A 17,197-nucleotide genomic window follows, 5' to 3' on the forward strand; every position below is an offset into this window, starting at 1 on the left:
GCCGGAGGGTTCGCTATCCTCCGGCGATTCATGGCCCGCTCCATGCCCCTCGACGTCCAGCGTCGTCGGCTGTACGCGCTCAAGCGCGCTCCCGCATTGCGGCACACCAGCAACACCGTCCTCCTCCAGATGTTGGATGTGGCCTGGGATGTCACCTGGGCCAAGGACACGGTGCTGTGCGAGGAAGGCCAGGAGGCCCACGGCTTCTTCCTGCTGCTCGAGGGAGAGCTGGAGGCACACCGTGACGGCGAATTGCTGCTGACACTGCGTCCTGGAACCCCACTCGGGTTCGAGGCGCTGATGGGCGGCCACTACTCCGTCACCGCGCGCGCGGCGACCGCCTGCAAGGGCCTCTTCTTTCCACGCGATGGCGTGTGGACGCTCGTCCAGGCACGCGCGGGGCTGAGGCAGGACCTGAAGCGACTGCTGGCTCACGCGGAGCCACCGAAGCAGGAGGACCCGCTGCCGCAGGTGGAGGTGGTGACGTTCGCGAGCGAGGTGCGGGACACGCCGCTGTCCGAGCTCATCGAGCTGGTGGCCAAGGTCATCACCCACGACTTCAAGGACCGGGTGTTGCTGGTGCGCACGGCGGAGTCGGGCTCGGACGAGCTGCCGGTGAAGGGCGCGGACGGCGTGCTGCGCGCCACGGTACCGGCGTCCGAACCAGGGGCGCCGGGACGCCTGAGCGTGGCGCGCCTGCGGGAGCTGGCCCGGGAGCACGACCCGCATTACGTCTTCCTGGACGGCTGTCAGGTGACGGGCAGCGCGCCGCTCGTGGACAAGCACGTGCTCCTGGTGACACACCATGGGAACACCCGGGTGCCGCGCCCTGGAAAGGACCGCGTGCTGCCCACGGTGGTCATCGACCCGAGACATCCGACGCGGGAAGCCGAGCTGCGAGGCCGACCCCATGAAGGCCCCCGCGCGGACGCGCATGTCCTGCCGCCCTGTCGCCTGCGGATGGACCTGCGACGACTGGCGACGCTGAAGGTGGACGCAAGGCCGTTGACGGAGGTGGGCCTGAGCCCCGCGGAGCGGGACGCGCTGTCACGCTGGGCCCGGGCCATCACCCACCGTCGCGTGGGACTGGCGCTCAGCGGCGGCGGCGTGTGGGGCTTCTACCATGTCCACATCCTGCGCTGGCTGGTGGAGCACCGCGTGCCGGTGGACTTCGTCAGCAGCTCCAGCATGGGCTCGCTGGTGGGGGCCTACTTCTGTGGCACCGCGCTGGATGGCCACAGCGGCCTGGAGGGCCTGCACCGCCTGGAGGAGCGGGCCATGAGCCACCGGCTGTCGCTGGCGGCGATGGCGGCGGTCTTCACCACGTACTCGCTGGAGCACCTGGTGACGCAAGATTTGGGAGCCGTGGGGCTGGAGGAGCTGCCCATCCGCTTCCTGCCGGTGGCGACGGACCTGACGAGCGGCGAGTGCGTGGCGCTGGAGCGCGGCCCCGTGGCACGGGGAGTGCGCGCGAGTGGCTCGGCGCCCGGACTCTGGGCGCCCACGCTGGTGCCTCCCGCACGCTACGTGGACGGAGCCTTCACCAGCATGGTGCCCGCGAGCGTGTTGGTGAGCGCGGGCGCGGACCTGGTGTTCTCCAGCAACATCTTTCCCTTCGGCCTGCGTGAAACAGCCTGGATGCCGGAGAGCCGGGTGGGCCGATTCCTCGCGGGTCTCAATCCTGTATCGAGGGCGCTGGACCTTGTTGCCAGCGGTGTGTTGCTGTTGCATCGCAGCGGTGACGCGGAGAGCTTGATGGCGGACGTGAGTTACGACATCCAGTCAGCGGACACTCCGCTGAGAACGGCGATGGAGTTCACCAAGGCGCGAGACATCCTGAAGCGCGCCGCGTCGGATGAAGCGCTGGCCTGGAAGCTCACGGAGCTGCGCGCCCACTGGGAGCAGATGCGCCTGCACTGCGGTCCCCACGGGCGGCGCTGTGGAGGACAGCAGGCGGCATGATTCCCGTGCGAATCCTGGGAACGGCGAGCCTGCAGCCCGGCCCGGCCGTGACGACCGAGGAGCTGTGCGCGCGCGTGGGCCGTGACGCGACGGAGGTGCTGCGCAAGACGGGCATCCGCTCGCGGCACTTCGCGCCACCGGGGACGAAGGCGGCGGACGTCGCGGCCGAGGCGCTCCACGGCGCGCTCGTCGCGGCTGGACTGGAGGCGAAGGCGCTGCGGCGCATCTTCTGCGTCTCGTCCATGGGCGGGGATGTCACCACGCCCGCCACGGCGAACCGGGTGGCCGCGGCGCTGGGCCTGTCGGGGAGCTGTGACGCGATGGACCTGAGCAACGCGTGCATGGGCTTCCTGAGCGCGTTCGACCTCGCGGCGCGCTCGGTGGCGACGGGGCTGGGGCCGGTGGGCGTCGTCTCGGTGGAGCTGCTGTCGCGCACGACGACGCCGGACGACCCCAGGCCCTACCTGGTGCTGGGAGACGCCGCCGCCGCCGCGGTGCTCGGGGCCGGACGGCCCGGGGAAGGCGTGCTGGGCGTGGCGCTGGGCAACGACGGCTCGCTGCCGACGGACGTGGTGCTGGAGAACCCGCACGCGACGGGTAAGCCGGAGCGGATGCGCTTCCTGACGCCCAGCAAGGAGATGACGCGCGTGGCGCTGGACGCGCTGCTGCGCGCCGCGCGCACGGTGTTGGAGGAGGCCCAGGTGGCCCTGCGCGACGTGGAGTGGGTGCTGACACACCAGCCCAACGGGCGGATGCTGGAGGTCGTCCTGGATGCGATGGGCGTGGAGGCGGCGCGCGGGGTGCGCGTCGTGGACACGGTGGGCAGCGTGGGCTCCGCGTCGCTGCCCACGAGCCTGGACCGCCTGTGGCGCACGCGGCCGGTGAAGGCCGGGGACCGCGTCCTGATGGTGGGCGTGGGCGCGGGCGTGGCGCACGGCGCGGTGCTGTACCGGGTGGGAGGATGACGCGCGCCGGTGGGCTGCCTCTCGCCGCGTGGCTGGGCGCCTTCGGGTGGCTGCGGCGCTACCACCGCTACGAGGTGGTGAACCTGGAGCCGCTCTTGCGTCCTGGCGCCAAGCTCATCGTCGGCTACCACGGGCGCCCCCTCGCGGTGGACCTCTGCATGTTGACGGTGACGTTGCATGAGCACCTGGGCTACCTGCCACACGGCGTGGCGCACGGCGCCTTCGAGCGCATCCCCGGGATGCGCGCGGTGGTGGACGGGCTGGGCTTCGTCACCGGAGATGACCCCCGGCTGGCGGAGGCGGTGGCGCGAGGCGAGCACGTGCTGTTGCAACCTGGAGGCACGCGCGAGGGATGTCGCAGCTACCGGCATCGCTACCAGGTGAGCTGGGGCGAGCGGCTGGGCTACCTGCGGCTGGCGGTGCGTTACCGGCTGCCCATCGTCCCCGTGGGAGGCAGCGGCATGGATGACGCATACCTGGGCCTCAATGACGGGTACGCGCTGGGCAGACGCATGGGGATGCCGGCGCGGCTGCCGCTGTGGCTGGGCCTGGGCGCGACGGGGGTGTGGCCGCTGTCGCTGCCCTTTCCCGTGAAGATGACGCAGTGGGTGGGGGAGCCGCTGACGCGTCATCTGGAGCCGGGCTTCGACGCGGGCAAGCGAGAGTCGATGTTGGCAGCACACCAGGAAGTGGCGGGCGCCGTGCAGGCGCTCTTGGACCGGGCACGCGGCCGGCGGCCCGAGGCGATGGACTGAGCGAGGCAGGGAAGGCAGAGGGGCGATGAGCGACTCGGAGGAGGAGAGAGGCAAGGGAGAGCGACCATGGGCGCTCATCCTGGGGGCCTCTTCGGGCACCGGCGCGGCGATTGCCAACGCGGTGGCGCGCAAGCCGGGGCTGGATGTGTTTGGAGTCCACCGGGGCCGCTACGTGGACAACGCGGCGCTGGTGGAGCGTCAGGTGAAGGAGGCCGGACGACGCGCGCTGCTGTGGCAGGCGGACGCGTCCACGCCCGAGGCGGCGGAGGCGGGTGTGCAGGCCTTGCGCGAGGTGGCGGGGCCTCGCTCGGTGAAGCTCTTCGTCCACTCGATTGCAGGCGCATCGGTAGGGCGGTTCCTGTCGGAGGGTGAGGACCGGCTCCACGCGCGGCGCATGCGCAGGACGTTCGACACGATGGCGCACTCGTTCGTGTACTGGGCGCAGGCGCTGGTGGCCGAGGACATGCTGGCGCCGGACGCACGGCTCCTGGGGTTGCAGAACTCGCTGGACGAGACGCACCTGTCGAACACGGCGCTCATCAGCGCGTCGAAGGCGGCGCTGGAGATGTACGTGCGTTATCTGGCGATGGAGCTGGGCGGCAAGGGGCACCGGGTGAACCTGCTCAAGTTCGGCACGGTGCTCACGCCCGCGCTGAAACACGTGTACTCACCCGAGGCCCTGGTGCGACTGGAGGCGGCCCACGCGCGCATGAATCCCGCGGGACGCATGTGCACGGTGGAGGAGGTGGCGAACTTCGTCGGCGTGCTCACCGGTGACGAGGCGGGCTGGTTCAACGGCGCCACCATCGACTTCACCGGCGGCATGACGCTGCGTCTGTTGGACCTGGTGCTCAACCCGTGACGGGAACCACCGCGAGCTTCGGCATCCGGAAGCGCAGGCAGTAGAAGAACGGCGACACCTGTTCCTCCAGCACGTCCGTCGCGCGGGAGGGCAAGAGCTCCCGGGGACAGTGCGCGTCGCGCGTGTAGAACGTTATCGCTCGGAACGCGGCGCGCTGGAGGAGCGAGGGTCGGTGGGCCGCGTCCAGCTGCTCGTCCACCACCACCACCGGCGTGCCCGGCTTCGCCACGCGCGCCAGCTCTCGCAGTCCCGCGGCCGGGTCTCGATAGCCGCCAATTCCTCCCACGCTCAGCACCCGGTCGAACATGCCCGAGGGAAACGGCAGCGAGTGCCCGTCCGCCATCATCAACCGCACGCCCGGGTAGCTCCCCTTGCGCAGCCGATGCTGGCAGCGGCCCAGCATCCCCTCGCTCAGGTCCACGCCCCAGACCTGGACCTCCTGTCCCGCGCCCAGCTCGCGACGGATGAGCGGCAGGTTCGCTCCGGCGCCCACGCCCACCTCCAGGATGCGAAGGGGCGCTCCATCGTCCGACGAGGGGGGCAAGGCGCCCAGCTCCAGGCGCCGGATGTAGCCCGCGCGCATCTTCGACTCGGTGACGGACTGGAGCAGCGGCGTCAGCACCTTCGTCAGCGGGTCATGCAGCGCCGGCAGCCCGTCGTAGATGACGCGCATCAGCCGGTCCGTGCCGCGCACCGACTCCTCGCGATACAGCCGCGCGAGTCCGCGCTTCACCGGCCACGCCTCACCGCACCCTCCGCAGCGCAGCCAGCCCCACGACAGGCGGCCTTCCTCCTGCTGGCCGTGGAACACCAGTGTCCCGGCGCAGGCCGGGCAGGCCAGCAACGCGACGTCCCCTGCTTCCAATCCGCTACGCACCCGGACTTTGTAGCACCCTCGCCCGGGCCAGGTCGTCCTGCGCGCCCATGTGTTCGAAGCGCTCCAGTGCGCGTGTCAGGTGCGGACGTCTCGCCGGGTCCTCGGGCGGCAGGTGCCGCGCCAGCTCGAACCGCGCGCGAGCCTCCTCGTACGCCGTCTCCTTCGCCGTCGACATGGCGACACACTCGCGCCACGCCTCGTACGCGCGAGGCGCGTCACCCGACAGCCACGCCTCCAACCCGCGCCACAGCTTCGCCGCGGGCTGCGCGAAGAGGAACACCTTGGCGAAGCTCTCCACCGCGCGGCACGCCGCCCGCGCGTTCTCCAGCAGCGACACGTCGCGGCCCCCCTCGAGTTCCCAGAGGGTGAGCAGCACCTCCGCCACCGCCGTGACGGGGAAGTAGATGAAGTGCGCCACCGACTTTCCGGCCACCAGCTTCGCCAGGGCCTTCTCCGCCGCCACCCGCGCGCCGGCCAGGTCTCCCTCGCGCAGCCGCAGGAGCGCCAGCGAGCCATCCAGGATGATGCGGTCGGTGAGGCCGCCCTGCGCCTCCGTCCAGACCACCGTCTGCTCCAGGGCCGCGCGAGAGCGCGCGTGCTCCCCCAGGCGCAGATGGATGTACCCCTGGTAGTGCAGCGCCCAGTGCTGCGTCTGGAGCGCCCCGCGCCGCCGCGCCGAGTGCTCCAGCCAGTCCATCAGCGGCAGGCCCCGGTGGAACTTCCCCTGGTAGCAGGACACCACCGTGAGGAGCGCGCGGCACTCCTCCGCGAGCCGCAGGTCACCCACCGAGTCGACGATGCCGATGGCCCGCTCCAGCCACGCCTCCGCCTCCGCCCACCGCGCCATGTACGTCGAGTACACGGCGTTGCGACACAGCACGTAGGCCAGGTCCGCGGGGTTGCCCATGCGCTCGGCCACCTCGCGCGCCCGCCCCACCCACGCCTCCGCCACCGGACGCACCGGCACCGTGCCCGCCACCACCGCCATGTTGGTGTAGCCGCGCGCCAGCTCCGACGACGCGCCCGCGGGCTCACACAGGTTGAGCATGCGCAGGCCCGCCCAGAGCACGGGCAGCGCCTCCTGCCCGTAGATGAACGCGTCGGTCAGCCGCATCAACAAGCGGCCCGCGACGCGACGCACCCGCCGCCGCTCCTCCGTCTCCACGTCGTACGCGTCCGGCCGCGCGCTCTGCGCCAGCCGCAGGCCCACCTGCACCAGCGTGCCCAGGGCCCAGCCCATGCGCGTGGTGGGCACCGGCCAGCCGAAGTGCCGCAGCGCCCGCTCCGCGTGTCCCCGGAACGCGGCCAGCTCGCCCAACTGGAAGCGCGCCTCTGCCAGCAGCGCCTCCAGGTGGCCCAGGTGCAGCGCGTCGCGCGCGGGCACCCGCTCCAGCGCACGCGCGAGGAAGGGCAGCGCCTCGCGACAGGCACCCACCCGCAGGGCCTCTTCACCGGCGCGCTGCGCGTACTCGGCCTCGCGCGTCGAGTCGCCCGCCTCGCCCCAGTGGTAGCAGAGCGCCGCCGTCCGCTCCGAGCCATCGCGGTGCGCCGCCTCCATCGCCTCCGCCACCCGGCGGTGCAACAGCGGGCGCTCCGCCGCGGCCAACTCCTCCAGCACGCCCTCGCGCAGCTTGTCGTGCGCGAAGCGCCAGTGTCCGTCCGCCACGTCCAGCACCGCCGCCGCCGCGCAGTACGACAGCCAGCGCTCCACATCCACGCCGGGCGCCGCGTGCCTCAAGAGCGCCACGTCCACCTGTCGCCCGACGATGGCGGCCACGCGCAGCAGGTCCCGCGAGCTGGCGGACACCTTCTCCAGGCGCCGCCGCACCAGTCGTCGCACGCCACCCGCGAAGACGCGCTCCGGCAGCGGCATGTCGCCCAGCCGGTCCAACCCGCCCGCCTCCTCCGCCAGCGCTCTCGCCACCTCCACCAGGAAGAAGGGGTTGCCCTCCGTCTCGCGGCGCAACAGCTCCACCAGGTGCGGCCGCCCCCCGGCCGGGCCAATCATCGACTCGCTGAGGACGGCGATTTCGCCCGCGTCCAGCCGGGGCAGCCGCAGCACGTCCAGGCCCGGAAGCTGCGTGGGCAGCGTGGGCGCCTCGTCGTCGCGGAAGCTGCCCAGGAGCAGCAACGGCAACCCCGTGGCGCGAGCGGCGAGCCGAGACAGCAACAGCAGCGATTCCCCGTGGGCCCAGTGCAAATCCTCCAGGAGCACCACCGTGGGCTGCGTCAGCCGGGAGAAGATGTCCTCCACCACTTGCAGCAGGCGCGCCTGCGCCATCTCCGCGCCCAGCTCCGCGGGGTCCGGCACGGCGCGCCCCAGGATGAGCTCCAGGTCCGGCACCAGCGGCTTGAGGATGCTGGCCTCGCGGTCATCCAGCGGCGTGAGGATGGACAGCCAGCGCAGCACCGGGCGCCACTCCTGATACGGACTGCCGCCCGCCGCCACCGCCTGGCCGCGCAGCACCACCGCGCCGCGCACCAGCGCCAGGGGCCGCAGCTCGTCGAGCAGGCGCGACTTGCCTACCCCGCTCTCTCCACCCACCAGCAGCCCGCCGCCATGCCCCAGCAGCGCCGCGTCCAGCACGGAGGACAACAGCGACAGCTCGCGCGCGCGGCCCACGTAGCGCGCGGCCTGCAGGAAGCTCTCGCGCGTGGTGACGGACTCCGCGGGCACCGGGCGATGGGTGGCCGCGCACAGCGCCGCAATCACCTCGTCCGCGCTGCGAGGCCGCCGCCGCGAGTCCTTGGAGACCAGGCGCTCCAGCACCTCGTGCAGCGCCTCCGGGAAGTCCGGGGGTGCCGGCGGGGCCTTCCCGTCGAAGGGCAGCCGTCCGAAAATCATCTGGCACGCCATGGCGCCCACGCTGAAGAGGTCCGTCACCTCCGAGGGAGGCTGGTCCTCGAACAGCTCCGGCGCCAGGTAGCCTGGCGTGCCGCCCGGCTGCGCGCGGTGCACCTGCTCGCGTCCCACGGCGAGCCCGAAGTCGAGCACCTTCACCTGCCCGCGCGCCACCAGCACGTTGGCGGGCTTGAGGTCGCGGTGGATGATGCCTCGGCGGTGCAGGTACGCGAGCGCCTGGAGCGTCTGCACCAGCAGGTCCACCTGCACGTCGAGCGGCTGATTCACGCCCGCCTGCACCAGGTGCCGCGCATCCTCCAGCAGGTCCATGGCCAGGTACGGCCGGTGCTCGGCATCGAAGCCGTAGTCGAGCACGCTGATGACGTGGGGATGTCTCACCGACGCCAGCGTCTGGAACTCGTGCGCCAGCGACAGCGCCAGCTCATGGCGCGCGGCGGAGGACGGGGTGTTCTCGCCCACGGGCGGCTTCACCAGGTCTTCCACCGTCTTGTGCAGCCGCTTGATGGCGACCGGGCCGTTCAGCAAATCCTGCGCGCGCCACACCGTGCCCGCGCCGCCCCGCCCCAGGAAGTCGGCAATCCGGTAGCGCCCCCCGACGACCTCGCCGTCGAAGAGACGGCGCGCCGGGTCCTCGAGCCGAGGCTGTGTCGCATCCAGTGGGATTGAACGCATGTGCGGGGGGCCGCCCGCCGGCATGATAACGAAGATTCAGGTTATCCGGGGGGTTGCTTTCACCCGGGTGATACACGGGTTGTTACACACCCGGCACCGGGCGCCTTTCCCATTGCCCTCCGGGGTAGGAGGGCCCGCCTGCCGGAATGTTCAGCGGCCGATGAGGCTCGCCAGGCCCCGGCCGCCCTGGATGGCGCCGAAGATGAGGGCTCCGAAGTAGCCGATGGTGCCCAACGTCATGCCGTGGCCCGCCAGGATGGCGTAACCGTCACGCTGAAGAATGCCGATGGCGAAGAACAGCGCGGCCAGCGCGGGCAGGGTGTTGCTGAACGGCACGAGGCCGAACGGCGCCATCAGCAGCACGCCGGCGACGAACAGCATGAAGCCGTTGAAGCGGTTGGTGCTGGCGCCGTGGGTGAGCGCGAGCAGCCGCGGCTTGCTCAAGCGGTCCACCTTGGTGAACACGTCGGCGCCCTTCTCCAGCGCGGGCTGGAGCGACGCGCGCGCGAGCTTCCTGTCCATCAGCTTGCGCGGCAGCCAGGGCACGCGGTTGAACGTCACGCCCACGCCAATGAGGACGATGAGCGCGCCGAACACGGTGGACACGCCCGGGACGGACACGGGCAGGAGGAAGGGGAAGGTGAGGATGCAGCAGAAGAGGAGCAGGCCCTGCTCGCCACACGACTGCATCAGCTCGCGCACGGTGAGCGACTCGGGCAGCCGCGCGGCCAGGGACCGCAACGTGGCGGACAACTGGGTCTGGGTGTCGGAGAACTGAGCGGAGGGCGAGGACGACGAGGGCGTGGACATGGACGCCCGCTGACTACCACGACCGGCCAGCCCGTGGTCAGCTCCAGGCGATGTCGTACACCGCCTCCTCGCCCTCCCGACGAACGACCTGCACGGAGGGGTGACGAGCGCCGCTGGCCTCGAGTCCCGCGAGGAAGAGGCCCACATAGAAGCCCGCTACCACCACGGGCCGGCAGGTGAGCGCGTAGCGCCCGGGCCCCCGAGGCTCCAGTGACGCCTCCAGGTAGTTGGTGCCCGTGCGCAGGTTGCGCGTCATCCGCGCCAGCATCCGTTCAGGCCCCAACAGGCGCACGGTGGTGAGCAGCGCGCTGCCGATGAGCGTGGAGCCGAAGCCCTCGACGAAGCGGCGGCCCACGACGACGGCGCCCTCTTCCAGCGGCATCTGCGGCGCCAGCGTGTCCGCGGCCACCTTCAGCGCGCCCAGCCACACCTCCAGCGGATAGGCGGGGGCGAGCCGTCCGTTCGTGTCGATGCCCACCTGCTTGAGCCGGCCGACGCAGCGCTCATCGAGCTGGTCTCCCAGCGCGCGGATGAGGCCTTCAAAGCTCTGGGGGAAGACGAGAGGCTCGCGGGTGTCCAAGGCGGGCGGATGCTAGACACAGGACACCGCGCTCCGCATCCGGCAGGTTGCCGAATTCGCGGGAACTGAAACATCCACTGGTGAACATCTGTCTCGTCCTCGGGGATGACCCAGGGGGTGCGCGTGCCTATCTCGAAGGCGCATGCGCGGGTGGGTGGCATGGGTGGTGGCGGCGTGGGTGCTGACGGGGTGCCCCGTCGCGTGCACGGAGGAGCGACCGAAGCCGTTCCAGCTCACGGGTGAGGTGGGCTCACACGGGCCGGACTTCGCGGTGGCGCTGTATCAGACGGTGGGTGTGCGCATGGCGCCGGGCAACCGGCTGACGTGGGCCAACAACGGCGCCGTGTTCGACGTGATGGAGGAGGAGATTCGCAAGGCGCGCTCCTCCGTGCACCTGGTGATGTTCATCTGGCGACCGGGGCGTGCGTCGGACCGGATGGTGGCGGCCATGGCCGAGCGGGCGCGCGCGGGGGTGGCGTGTCGGGTGATGGTGGACCCCTTGGGCAGCGCGGGCTTCGAGACGGACGTGAAGCCACGCCTGGAGGCAGCGGGCTGCCGGGCGCACCTGTTCCGACCGCTGCCCGCGGACGAGAACCTGGCGCGCAACCACCGCAAGCTCTTGGTGGTGGATGGCCGCGTCGGCGTCACGGGCGGGTTGGCGATTCAGGACGAGTGGCTGGGCGAGGGCCTGCGTGAGGAGGAGTGGCGCGACACGAACGCGCGCGTGGTGGGCCCGGTGGTGGAGCAGATGCAGCAAGCGTTCGCGGAGAACTGGCAGGAGACGACGGGAGAGCTGTTGCCCGTGAGCGACTTCCCCACGCTGGCGCAGCCGGTGCCCGGGCTCGACGACGCGGGCGCGGGCTGGGCGGCCTTCGTGGGCAGCACCGCGAACCCCGAGGTGACGCGAGCGGAGCGGCTGACGCAGTTGATGGTGCGCGCGGCGACGAAGCGGCTGTGGATTGCCCAGTCGTACTTCACGCCGAACGGGCCGCTGTCGGAGCTCTTGCAGGAGCGGGCGCGCGCGGGGGTGGACGTGCGCGTGCTGGCGCCGGGGGACCTCAACGACCAGGAGATCATCACCGTGGCGCAGCGCGCGACGTATTCGTCGTTGCTGGAGGCGGGCGTGCGCGTCTGGGAATACCAGCCGTCGATGATGCACGCGAAGACAATGCTCGTGGATGACCGGCTCGTCCTGGTGGGCTCCATCAACTACGACCCGCTGTCCTTCAACGTGCTGGAGGAGGGCTCGCTGGTGCTGGAGGACCTGGACGCCGCGAAGCAGATGGAGGCCTTCTTCCTGGAGGACCTGACACACGCGCGCGAGGTGGGTGACTCCGGGCAGGCGCGGCGCTGAGCAAGCGCGACACGTCCGATAGGCGGCGTCGCTTCGTGGGCGGACTGGGCAGCCTCGCGACAGTGTGCTGAAGAGGGGCCACCCCTTCCCGCCGCTGGAGCCGCCGCCATGACGCAGCCATCCCGCCTTCTCTTCGTCGCCGGAGCCACGGGCGCCACGGGGCGCAACGTGGTGAAGCAGGCCCTGGCGCGCGACGTGCCGTTGATTGCACACGTGCGCCCCAAGAGCGCGGACACCGAGCCGGCGCGGAGCTGGCCGCGCAAGGCCGTCGTCGAACTGGCGAGCGGCGAGCCGCTGGCCGAGGCGATGAAGGGGAGCACCACGGTGCTCCAGCTCATCGGCACGATGCGCAAGCGCTTCGCGTCGGGGGACACGTATGAGTCGAGCGACATCGGCACCACGCGGCAGCTCGTGGAGGCGGCGAAGCGCGCGGGGGTGGACCACCTTGTCCTGCTCAGCTCGGTGGGCGCGGGCCGGCCGGTGGGGGCCTACTTGAAGGCGAAGGCGGAAGCGGAGCGGCTGGTGCGCGAGAGCGGCATCCCCTGGACGGTGGTGCGCCCGCCCGCGTTCGAGGGCGAGTACCACCGCCCGCCCGCGCTGCTGCGCACGCTCTCGAAGCTGCCGCTGCTGGGCGGGCTGCGGCCCATCCACCTGGACCAGCTGGCCGCCGTGCTGCTGCATGTCGCCCAGAAGCGAGCACCGCTGAACACGGTGCTCGAAGGGGACAGGCTGTGGCAGGAGGTGGCGGCGGCCGGCGCGTGAGCTCTCCACGTGCCGGCCTGGAGCCAGGGCCTCGCGCTCAGCGCGTCTCGCCCGTCACCTTGGGGAAGTACTGGTCGAGGAGCCGGAACCGCTCCGGCATCAGGGCCCGAATCTCCTCCTCGTGGGGCGTGCCGCGGACCTGCGCGTAGAGCTTGACCGTCTCGGAGAAGTCCTCCTCGGCGGAGTCCGTGGCGTAGTTGGACGGAATCACCACGTCGCGCTCGGCGGCGGCGGCCCAGTCCTGCCACTGCTGACTGCTCGGCCCCCCCCACTCTTTCTTGGAGATGGTGTGAGCCAGCTCGTGGACGAGGGTTCCATTCACCTGGTCCTGCGTGCGCTTGTCGGGTACGGGATGGATGGACACCTGCCCATTCTGGTCAGCGGTCATGTACGCGCGGAAGTTGGGATTGCCGGTGGCCCGGGCGTTCTTCGCGTCATCCTTGTGCGGCTGGTTGCTCACCGTCACATTCTTGAGGTTTTCCCGAGCCCAGGGCGGCAGCGCTTCGATTCCCCGGGCGACCTCCTCCAGGGTGGGCAGGTGCATTCCCGCGGGCACCTGATTGGGGGGCGGCATGGTCACGATGTAGTCGCGCCCACCCACGGTGACGCGGTGGTCAGTGGTGCCCGACGGCCGCGTACCGAGGAGCTTCGTCGGGTTCTCCAGAGGCCGAGGTTCACCCTGCTCCGGGACGGTGGGCACCTGTCGGGGAACACCGGCGCGGTCACCGCCCGTGGGGCTCGACAGGAACCTCCGCAGATAGTCGGTCTGCTCCGTGGCGTTCTGCTCGTTGGGGTCCAGGTAGCCACGATTGACGTTGTTGAAGAGCGACTGCCGCATGGGCTGCGACAGCTGCGGATTGTTTCCTCCCGCCAGGCGCACCAGCGCCTCCTGCTCGTTGCCCTGAAGGCCGGCGAACCCCTGGCTGTCGAGCACGGTCTGCAACGTCCTGCGGTCCTCGGGGCCCAGGTTGTTCCAGGCCGTGTTCACCGCCTGCTGCACGCCCTCCGGCAGCGGGCGCCCGTTCGCGGACGTGGGCGCATCCTCGCGCGCCACGTATCCACGGCCGGTCGTCAGGGAGTCCACCTGCGCCGCATGAGCGTTGAGCTGGCTCTCCACGCTGGCAATCTGCCGCTCCATGTCCGCGAGCTGCGCGGCCGTGGCCGGCGTCTGATTGCCCGTGGCACCCGCGATGCCTTGATTGAGCGTCGCCTGCGCGGCCTCCAGACTCCGGAGGATGTTGGAGAGCTTCTGCACCTCGAGCCGGGACTCGAAGCCCTGGCTGCCGTAGCCCGGCATGCCGGTGATGGCCTGCTTCACCTTGTCGATGAGCTGGCGTGCCTTGCCCACCGCGCCCTCGTAGCGCTGGAGCACCCGCGCCGTCTCCATGTGCGCCTGGATGTCCTCGGCCGTCGCTTCCGGGCCCGCCTCGATGCGCACCCTGCCGTCGTCGTAGCGCACGTGCGTCGTGCGACCCTGGAGCTCGGGGTTGCGCACCACGGGCACGGGGGGACGTCCCGTGTTGTCCGTTCCCACCTCGGGCGTCTGCGCGGGCGTCGTGGCGCCCGGCCGGTCCGTGCGCGACGGGCCTGCCGTCGGGGGCACGGGGATGAGCTGTCCCGTCGCGGGGTTCACCCGGTACTCGGTGGGCGCGGGACGATTCTCCACCGTGTTCTGGGGAGGACGCCCGGTCTGCTCGGGTCCACCCGTCGTGCCGGGCCGGGTGTCGGTGCCCGTCGTCGTGCCGGGTCGATTGTTCGTGCCCGTCGTCGTGGTGCCCGGCCGGTCCGTTCCGCCCGTGGTGCCGGTATTCCCCGTCGAGCCGTTGGTGCCATCCGAGCCATTCGACCCGTTGGAGCCGTTGCTCCCCGACGTCCCGTCGCGCCTGCGTCCGCCGACGCTGACGGTGGTGCCCGCGCCGCCGTTGGCGCCCTCGGCCGTGACGTCGCGGTGGCGGGCGTTGACCTCGAAGTCCACCACGCCCAGCTTCGCGCCCACGCCCAGCTCGCGGTCCTTGAACGAGCCCGAGGTGAACTTCGCCTCCAGGTCCAGGCCGTCGAAGGCGTTGTCGAACTTGCCGTCCATCAGGTTCTTCGTCACCTGCTGGAGCTGCTCACCCTTCAGCCCGCTGATCTCCGCGGTGAAGAACTTCCCCGCGGGCCCCGCGTCCACCGAGCCCGACACGGAGATGCTCGTCTCCGCGGGCCCCGCGAACGCCGCGGTGGCGGGGCTCGCGATGAACGCCAGCACGTCCTTGGCGTCCAGCTTGCTGGCATCCAACGGAATCTTCGTCTCCAGGCTCACGGAGCCGGTGACTTCTCCGCCGATGTTGAGCCCCGCGTCACCCTTGAGTCCTCCGGCGATGCTCGCCGCGCCGGAGCCCTCGATTTCGAGCGACCGCACCAGATGCGTGGGCTTGCCGTTCTCGAACTCCACCCGGAAGCTCGCCGTCGCGCCGATGCTGGCCGACAGCTCCGCGCTGGCCGGACCCAGCTTCCCGCCGAGGCCCGCCTCCGCCTCCGCGCCCATGTTCACTTCCATCGCCGACAGGTGGTCGAGGAGGAACTTGTGGTCCTCTCCACCGGAGGCCAGCGCCGCGGGCCCCTTGCCCAGGATGACGGCCGCCTTGGCCGCCTCCTCCGGCGTGTCGAACGTCATCTCCATGCGGCCACCGGCCGACACCGACGCCGAGCCCACCAGGCCCACGCCGACATCACCCGTCACCTCCGCCGACAGCTGGTACTTCCCGTCGGCCGTCTTCTCGACCTCCACCTCGCCTTCGATGCCGGCCTTCAGGCCCACCTTGACGTCGAGGTTGCCGCTCAACGTCAGCGTGTCGCCCGGGCTGTTGAGCTTCTTGATTTCGTCCGCCACCGCGCCTTCGATGGGCGCGGTCACCTGGTCGATGACGTAATCAATCGGCTTGAGCACCGCGTCCTTGGCGAAGCCCAGCGCGTCCTTGGCGAAGTCTCCCGCCGCGCCCGCCAGGTCCCCGAGCCCCTCGGTGACGAAGTCCTTCGCGTCCTGGTACCAGGGGAGCTGGCGCTCCTTGTCGAGCTCCTTGGGCTTCGCGCCCGACGCCACCTTGCCGTCGGCGCCCGTCTCGAACTCGACGTGGTCGTACTTCCACCGGTTGTCGTCCGCCTCCTGGAGGCTCTTCACCTGCGTGGGCTCGTGCTTCATCTGGAGCTGGCCGTCGGGGCCCACGGTGCCGGAGGAGTTCAACACCGTCTGCGTCCGGTTCGCGTAGCCGTCGTCGAAGCGGCTGCCGTCCGGGTCATACCCCGTCACGGTGGTGTTGCTGGTGATGTTGCCCTGCGTCTGCTTGGTGAGGGCGGGCAGCGAGTCGGTGGACGCGGCGTCCTTGGGCCCGTAGGTGACCTCCTGCTGGCTGCGCGCCACCTGCACGCCGTTGCCGTTCTTGTCCGACGCGAGCGGCTGCGTGGACACCGACTCCGTCTTCTGCGTGGAGGTGGCGGGCTCGCCCTGCGCGTTGAAGCGCGTCTCCTCCGTCAGCGTGAGGCTGGACTCGCCGGGCTTGAGGGTGGTGGGGTCCCGGTTCGTGTCGTGGTGGTCCTCGCCCTTGGAGGCGTCGTTCAGGGCCTTGCCCTGCTTCGCCTCGAAGTCGCTGACGGCGTTCGCGTCGAAGCCCGGAGTGTGGATCTCCGTCTTCTTCACCTGCTTAGCGGGCAGGCCCTGCGCGTTGAACTCCGTGTCCGTCGTGACCGTCGTCGGGCCCTGGGGCGTGTTGGGCCGTCCCACCAGCGCCGCCGAGGGCTTCTCCATGCGCACCTCTTCGGAGCGCGACTGGGGCAGTGCCGTAGCGGGGTTGTACTTCGTGGTGGACGTGGTGGTGGTGGCGCCCGTCTCCGGGCTCTGCGTCGTCTGGCTCTTGCGCGACTCCAGGCTGGTGGTCTTGCCCTGCGCATCCGACGACCTCGTCCACGTCGTCTCGCTCGTGCCACCTTCCTTCGGTGACTCCTTCGCCGTCACCGTGGACGTGTAGCTGCCATCGGGCTTGATGGTGACGGTGTTGCCGCTCTTCGCGTCGGACAGCACCGTCTCGCCGGTGGACGCGTTCTTCTTCACGTCGTAGTTCGCGCCCGAGGACGGGTCGGTGAACTTCTGTCCGTCCGCCAGCTTGGAGGCGTCCTGGACGTCCTTCGCATCCACCGCGTCGAGCGAGGCGGGCGACCCGTCCACGGGCTTCGGCGCGGGGACCTCCGCCTTCGGGGGAGCGGTGGTGCCGAGCAGCTTCTCCAGCTCGGCCGTGCGACTGGAGCCCTCGAACGCGGAGACAAGCTCGTTCTTCTTCGGCTTGACGCTGTCGATGTCCTTCTGGGTGAAGGGAGGAGTCTTCTTCTCCTGGGTGGCGGCGGTGTTCGCCTTGCCCATGGCCTCCTCGGCCTTCTTCGCGGTGAGGGCCACCTTCTCCTCGGCGGCCTGGAGTTGCTTCTCCGCGGCGGCGGCCTTCTGCGCGGCGGCCTGCTTCGCCTTCTCGGCGTTGGCGGCGGCCGTCTTCGTCTTCTGGGCATCCTCCGGTTTCTGCCCGGGCTTCTGCGCATTCTTCTGCGCGTCGGCGGCGGCCTTCTGCGCGGCGGCCTGCTGTCTGCGCGCGGCCTCCGCGGCCTTGCGCGCTTCCTCTGCTCGTTGCCGAGCTTCCTCGGCGCGACGCGCGGCCTCGGCCGCTGCAGCGCTCGAAGTTCCAGAACCACCACCCGTAGGTGACAGACCGCC

11 protein-coding genes are annotated in these 17,197 nt (G+C 70.8%); 6 read left to right on the forward strand and 5 right to left on the reverse strand.

Annotated features, from left to right (window positions below; all coding sequences use genetic code 11):
* Positions 1-30 precede the first annotated feature (30 nt).
* From HUA78_RS23275 to HUA78_RS23290, 4 genes are read left to right on the forward strand one after another with little or no spacing between them, the layout of a single operon-like run.
* Positions 31-1,962 (forward strand): patatin-like phospholipase family protein, encoded by a 1,932-nt coding sequence (locus tag HUA78_RS23275; RefSeq protein WP_254623851.1) that lies wholly within the window; start codon positions 31-33, stop codon positions 1,960-1,962.
* Positions 1,959-2,927, forward strand: coding sequence for a 3-oxoacyl-ACP synthase III family protein (locus HUA78_RS23280; protein ID WP_141645846.1), 969 nt, complete (start codon positions 1,959-1,961; stop codon positions 2,925-2,927). The genes HUA78_RS23275 and HUA78_RS23280 overlap by 4 nt, the downstream gene beginning before the upstream one ends.
* The gene (locus HUA78_RS23285) at positions 2,924-3,682 is read left to right on the forward strand and encodes a lysophospholipid acyltransferase family protein (protein ID WP_174458186.1); all 759 of its coding nucleotides are present in this window, start codon (positions 2,924-2,926) and stop codon (positions 3,680-3,682) included. The genes HUA78_RS23280 and HUA78_RS23285 overlap by 4 nt, the downstream gene beginning before the upstream one ends.
* A gap of 25 nt (positions 3,683-3,707) precedes the next feature.
* Positions 3,708-4,544, forward strand: coding sequence for an SDR family oxidoreductase (locus HUA78_RS23290; protein WP_141645848.1), 837 nt, complete (start codon positions 3,708-3,710; stop codon positions 4,542-4,544).
* Here the strand turns inward: HUA78_RS23290 and HUA78_RS23295 are convergent.
* The 4 genes from HUA78_RS23295 to HUA78_RS23310 form a co-directional block, all read right to left on the reverse strand.
* Positions 4,534-5,421 (reverse strand): methyltransferase domain-containing protein, encoded by an 888-nt coding sequence (locus HUA78_RS23295; RefSeq protein ID WP_371745644.1) that lies wholly within the window; start codon positions 5,419-5,421, stop codon positions 4,534-4,536. The genes HUA78_RS23290 and HUA78_RS23295 overlap by 11 nt on opposite strands.
* Complete coding sequence (locus tag HUA78_RS23300; protein ID WP_174477178.1) at positions 5,414-8,956, reverse strand: serine/threonine-protein kinase; 3,543 nt, start codon at positions 8,954-8,956, stop codon at positions 5,414-5,416. Before HUA78_RS23300 ends, HUA78_RS23295 begins: the two co-directional genes overlap by 8 nt.
* Before the next feature lie 150 nt (positions 8,957-9,106).
* Positions 9,107-9,766, reverse strand: coding sequence for an exopolysaccharide biosynthesis protein (locus HUA78_RS23305; RefSeq protein ID WP_141645850.1), 660 nt, complete (start codon positions 9,764-9,766; stop codon positions 9,107-9,109).
* 37 nt (positions 9,767-9,803) lie between these two features.
* Complete coding sequence (locus HUA78_RS23310) at positions 9,804-10,346, reverse strand: DUF2378 family protein (protein ID WP_141645851.1); 543 nt, start codon at positions 10,344-10,346, stop codon at positions 9,804-9,806.
* Positions 10,347-10,488: 142 nt separating this feature from the next.
* On the opposite strand from HUA78_RS23310, the gene HUA78_RS23315 reads away from it, so the two are divergent.
* Positions 10,489-11,700 carry a phosphatidylserine/phosphatidylglycerophosphate/cardiolipin synthase family protein gene (locus HUA78_RS23315; protein WP_217442073.1) on the forward strand — a complete coding sequence of 404 codons (1,212 nt, stop codon included), beginning with the start codon at positions 10,489-10,491 and terminating at the stop codon, positions 11,698-11,700.
* A gap of 108 nt (positions 11,701-11,808) precedes the next feature.
* Entirely contained in the window at positions 11,809-12,462 is a 654-nt protein-coding gene (locus HUA78_RS23320; protein WP_174477179.1) for an SDR family oxidoreductase, read from the forward strand.
* A 37-nt stretch (positions 12,463-12,499) separates the two neighbouring features.
* On the opposite strand, the gene HUA78_RS23325 is transcribed toward HUA78_RS23320, so the two are convergent.
* Positions 12,500-17,197, reverse strand: a 4,698-nt coding sequence (locus HUA78_RS23325; RefSeq protein WP_174477180.1) for a hypothetical protein, incomplete at its 5' end; no start/stop codon positions are given.

Source organism: Myxococcus sp. CA033 (assembly GCF_013336625.1).
GTDB lineage: Bacteria > Myxococcota > Myxococcia > Myxococcales > Myxococcaceae > Myxococcus > Myxococcus llanfairpwllgwyngyllgogerychwyrndrobwllllantysiliogogogochensis.

What these genes read in the sequence shown, in the direction of transcription:
- HUA78_RS23275 (WP_254623851.1), top strand. Translation starts at nt 31, where the DNA reads ATGGCCCGCTCCATGCCCCTCGACGTCCAGCGTCGTCGGCTGTACGCG.
- HUA78_RS23280 (WP_141645846.1), top strand. Translation starts at nt 1,959, where the DNA reads ATGATTCCCGTGCGAATCCTGGGAACGGCGAGCCTGCAGCCCGGCCCG.
- HUA78_RS23285 (WP_174458186.1), top strand. Translation starts at nt 2,924, where the DNA reads ATGACGCGCGCCGGTGGGCTGCCTCTCGCCGCGTGGCTGGGCGCCTTC.
- HUA78_RS23290 (WP_141645848.1), top strand. Translation starts at nt 3,708, where the DNA reads ATGAGCGACTCGGAGGAGGAGAGAGGCAAGGGAGAGCGACCATGGGCG.
- HUA78_RS23300 (WP_174477178.1), bottom strand. Translation starts at nt 8,956, where the DNA reads ATGCGTTCAATCCCACTGGATGCGACACAGCCTCGGCTCGAGGACCCG.
- HUA78_RS23305 (WP_141645850.1), bottom strand. Translation starts at nt 9,766, where the DNA reads ATGTCCACGCCCTCGTCGTCCTCGCCCTCCGCTCAGTTCTCCGACACC.
- HUA78_RS23315 (WP_217442073.1), top strand. Translation starts at nt 10,489, where the DNA reads ATGCGCGGGTGGGTGGCATGGGTGGTGGCGGCGTGGGTGCTGACGGGG.
- HUA78_RS23320 (WP_174477179.1), top strand. Translation starts at nt 11,809, where the DNA reads ATGACGCAGCCATCCCGCCTTCTCTTCGTCGCCGGAGCCACGGGCGCC.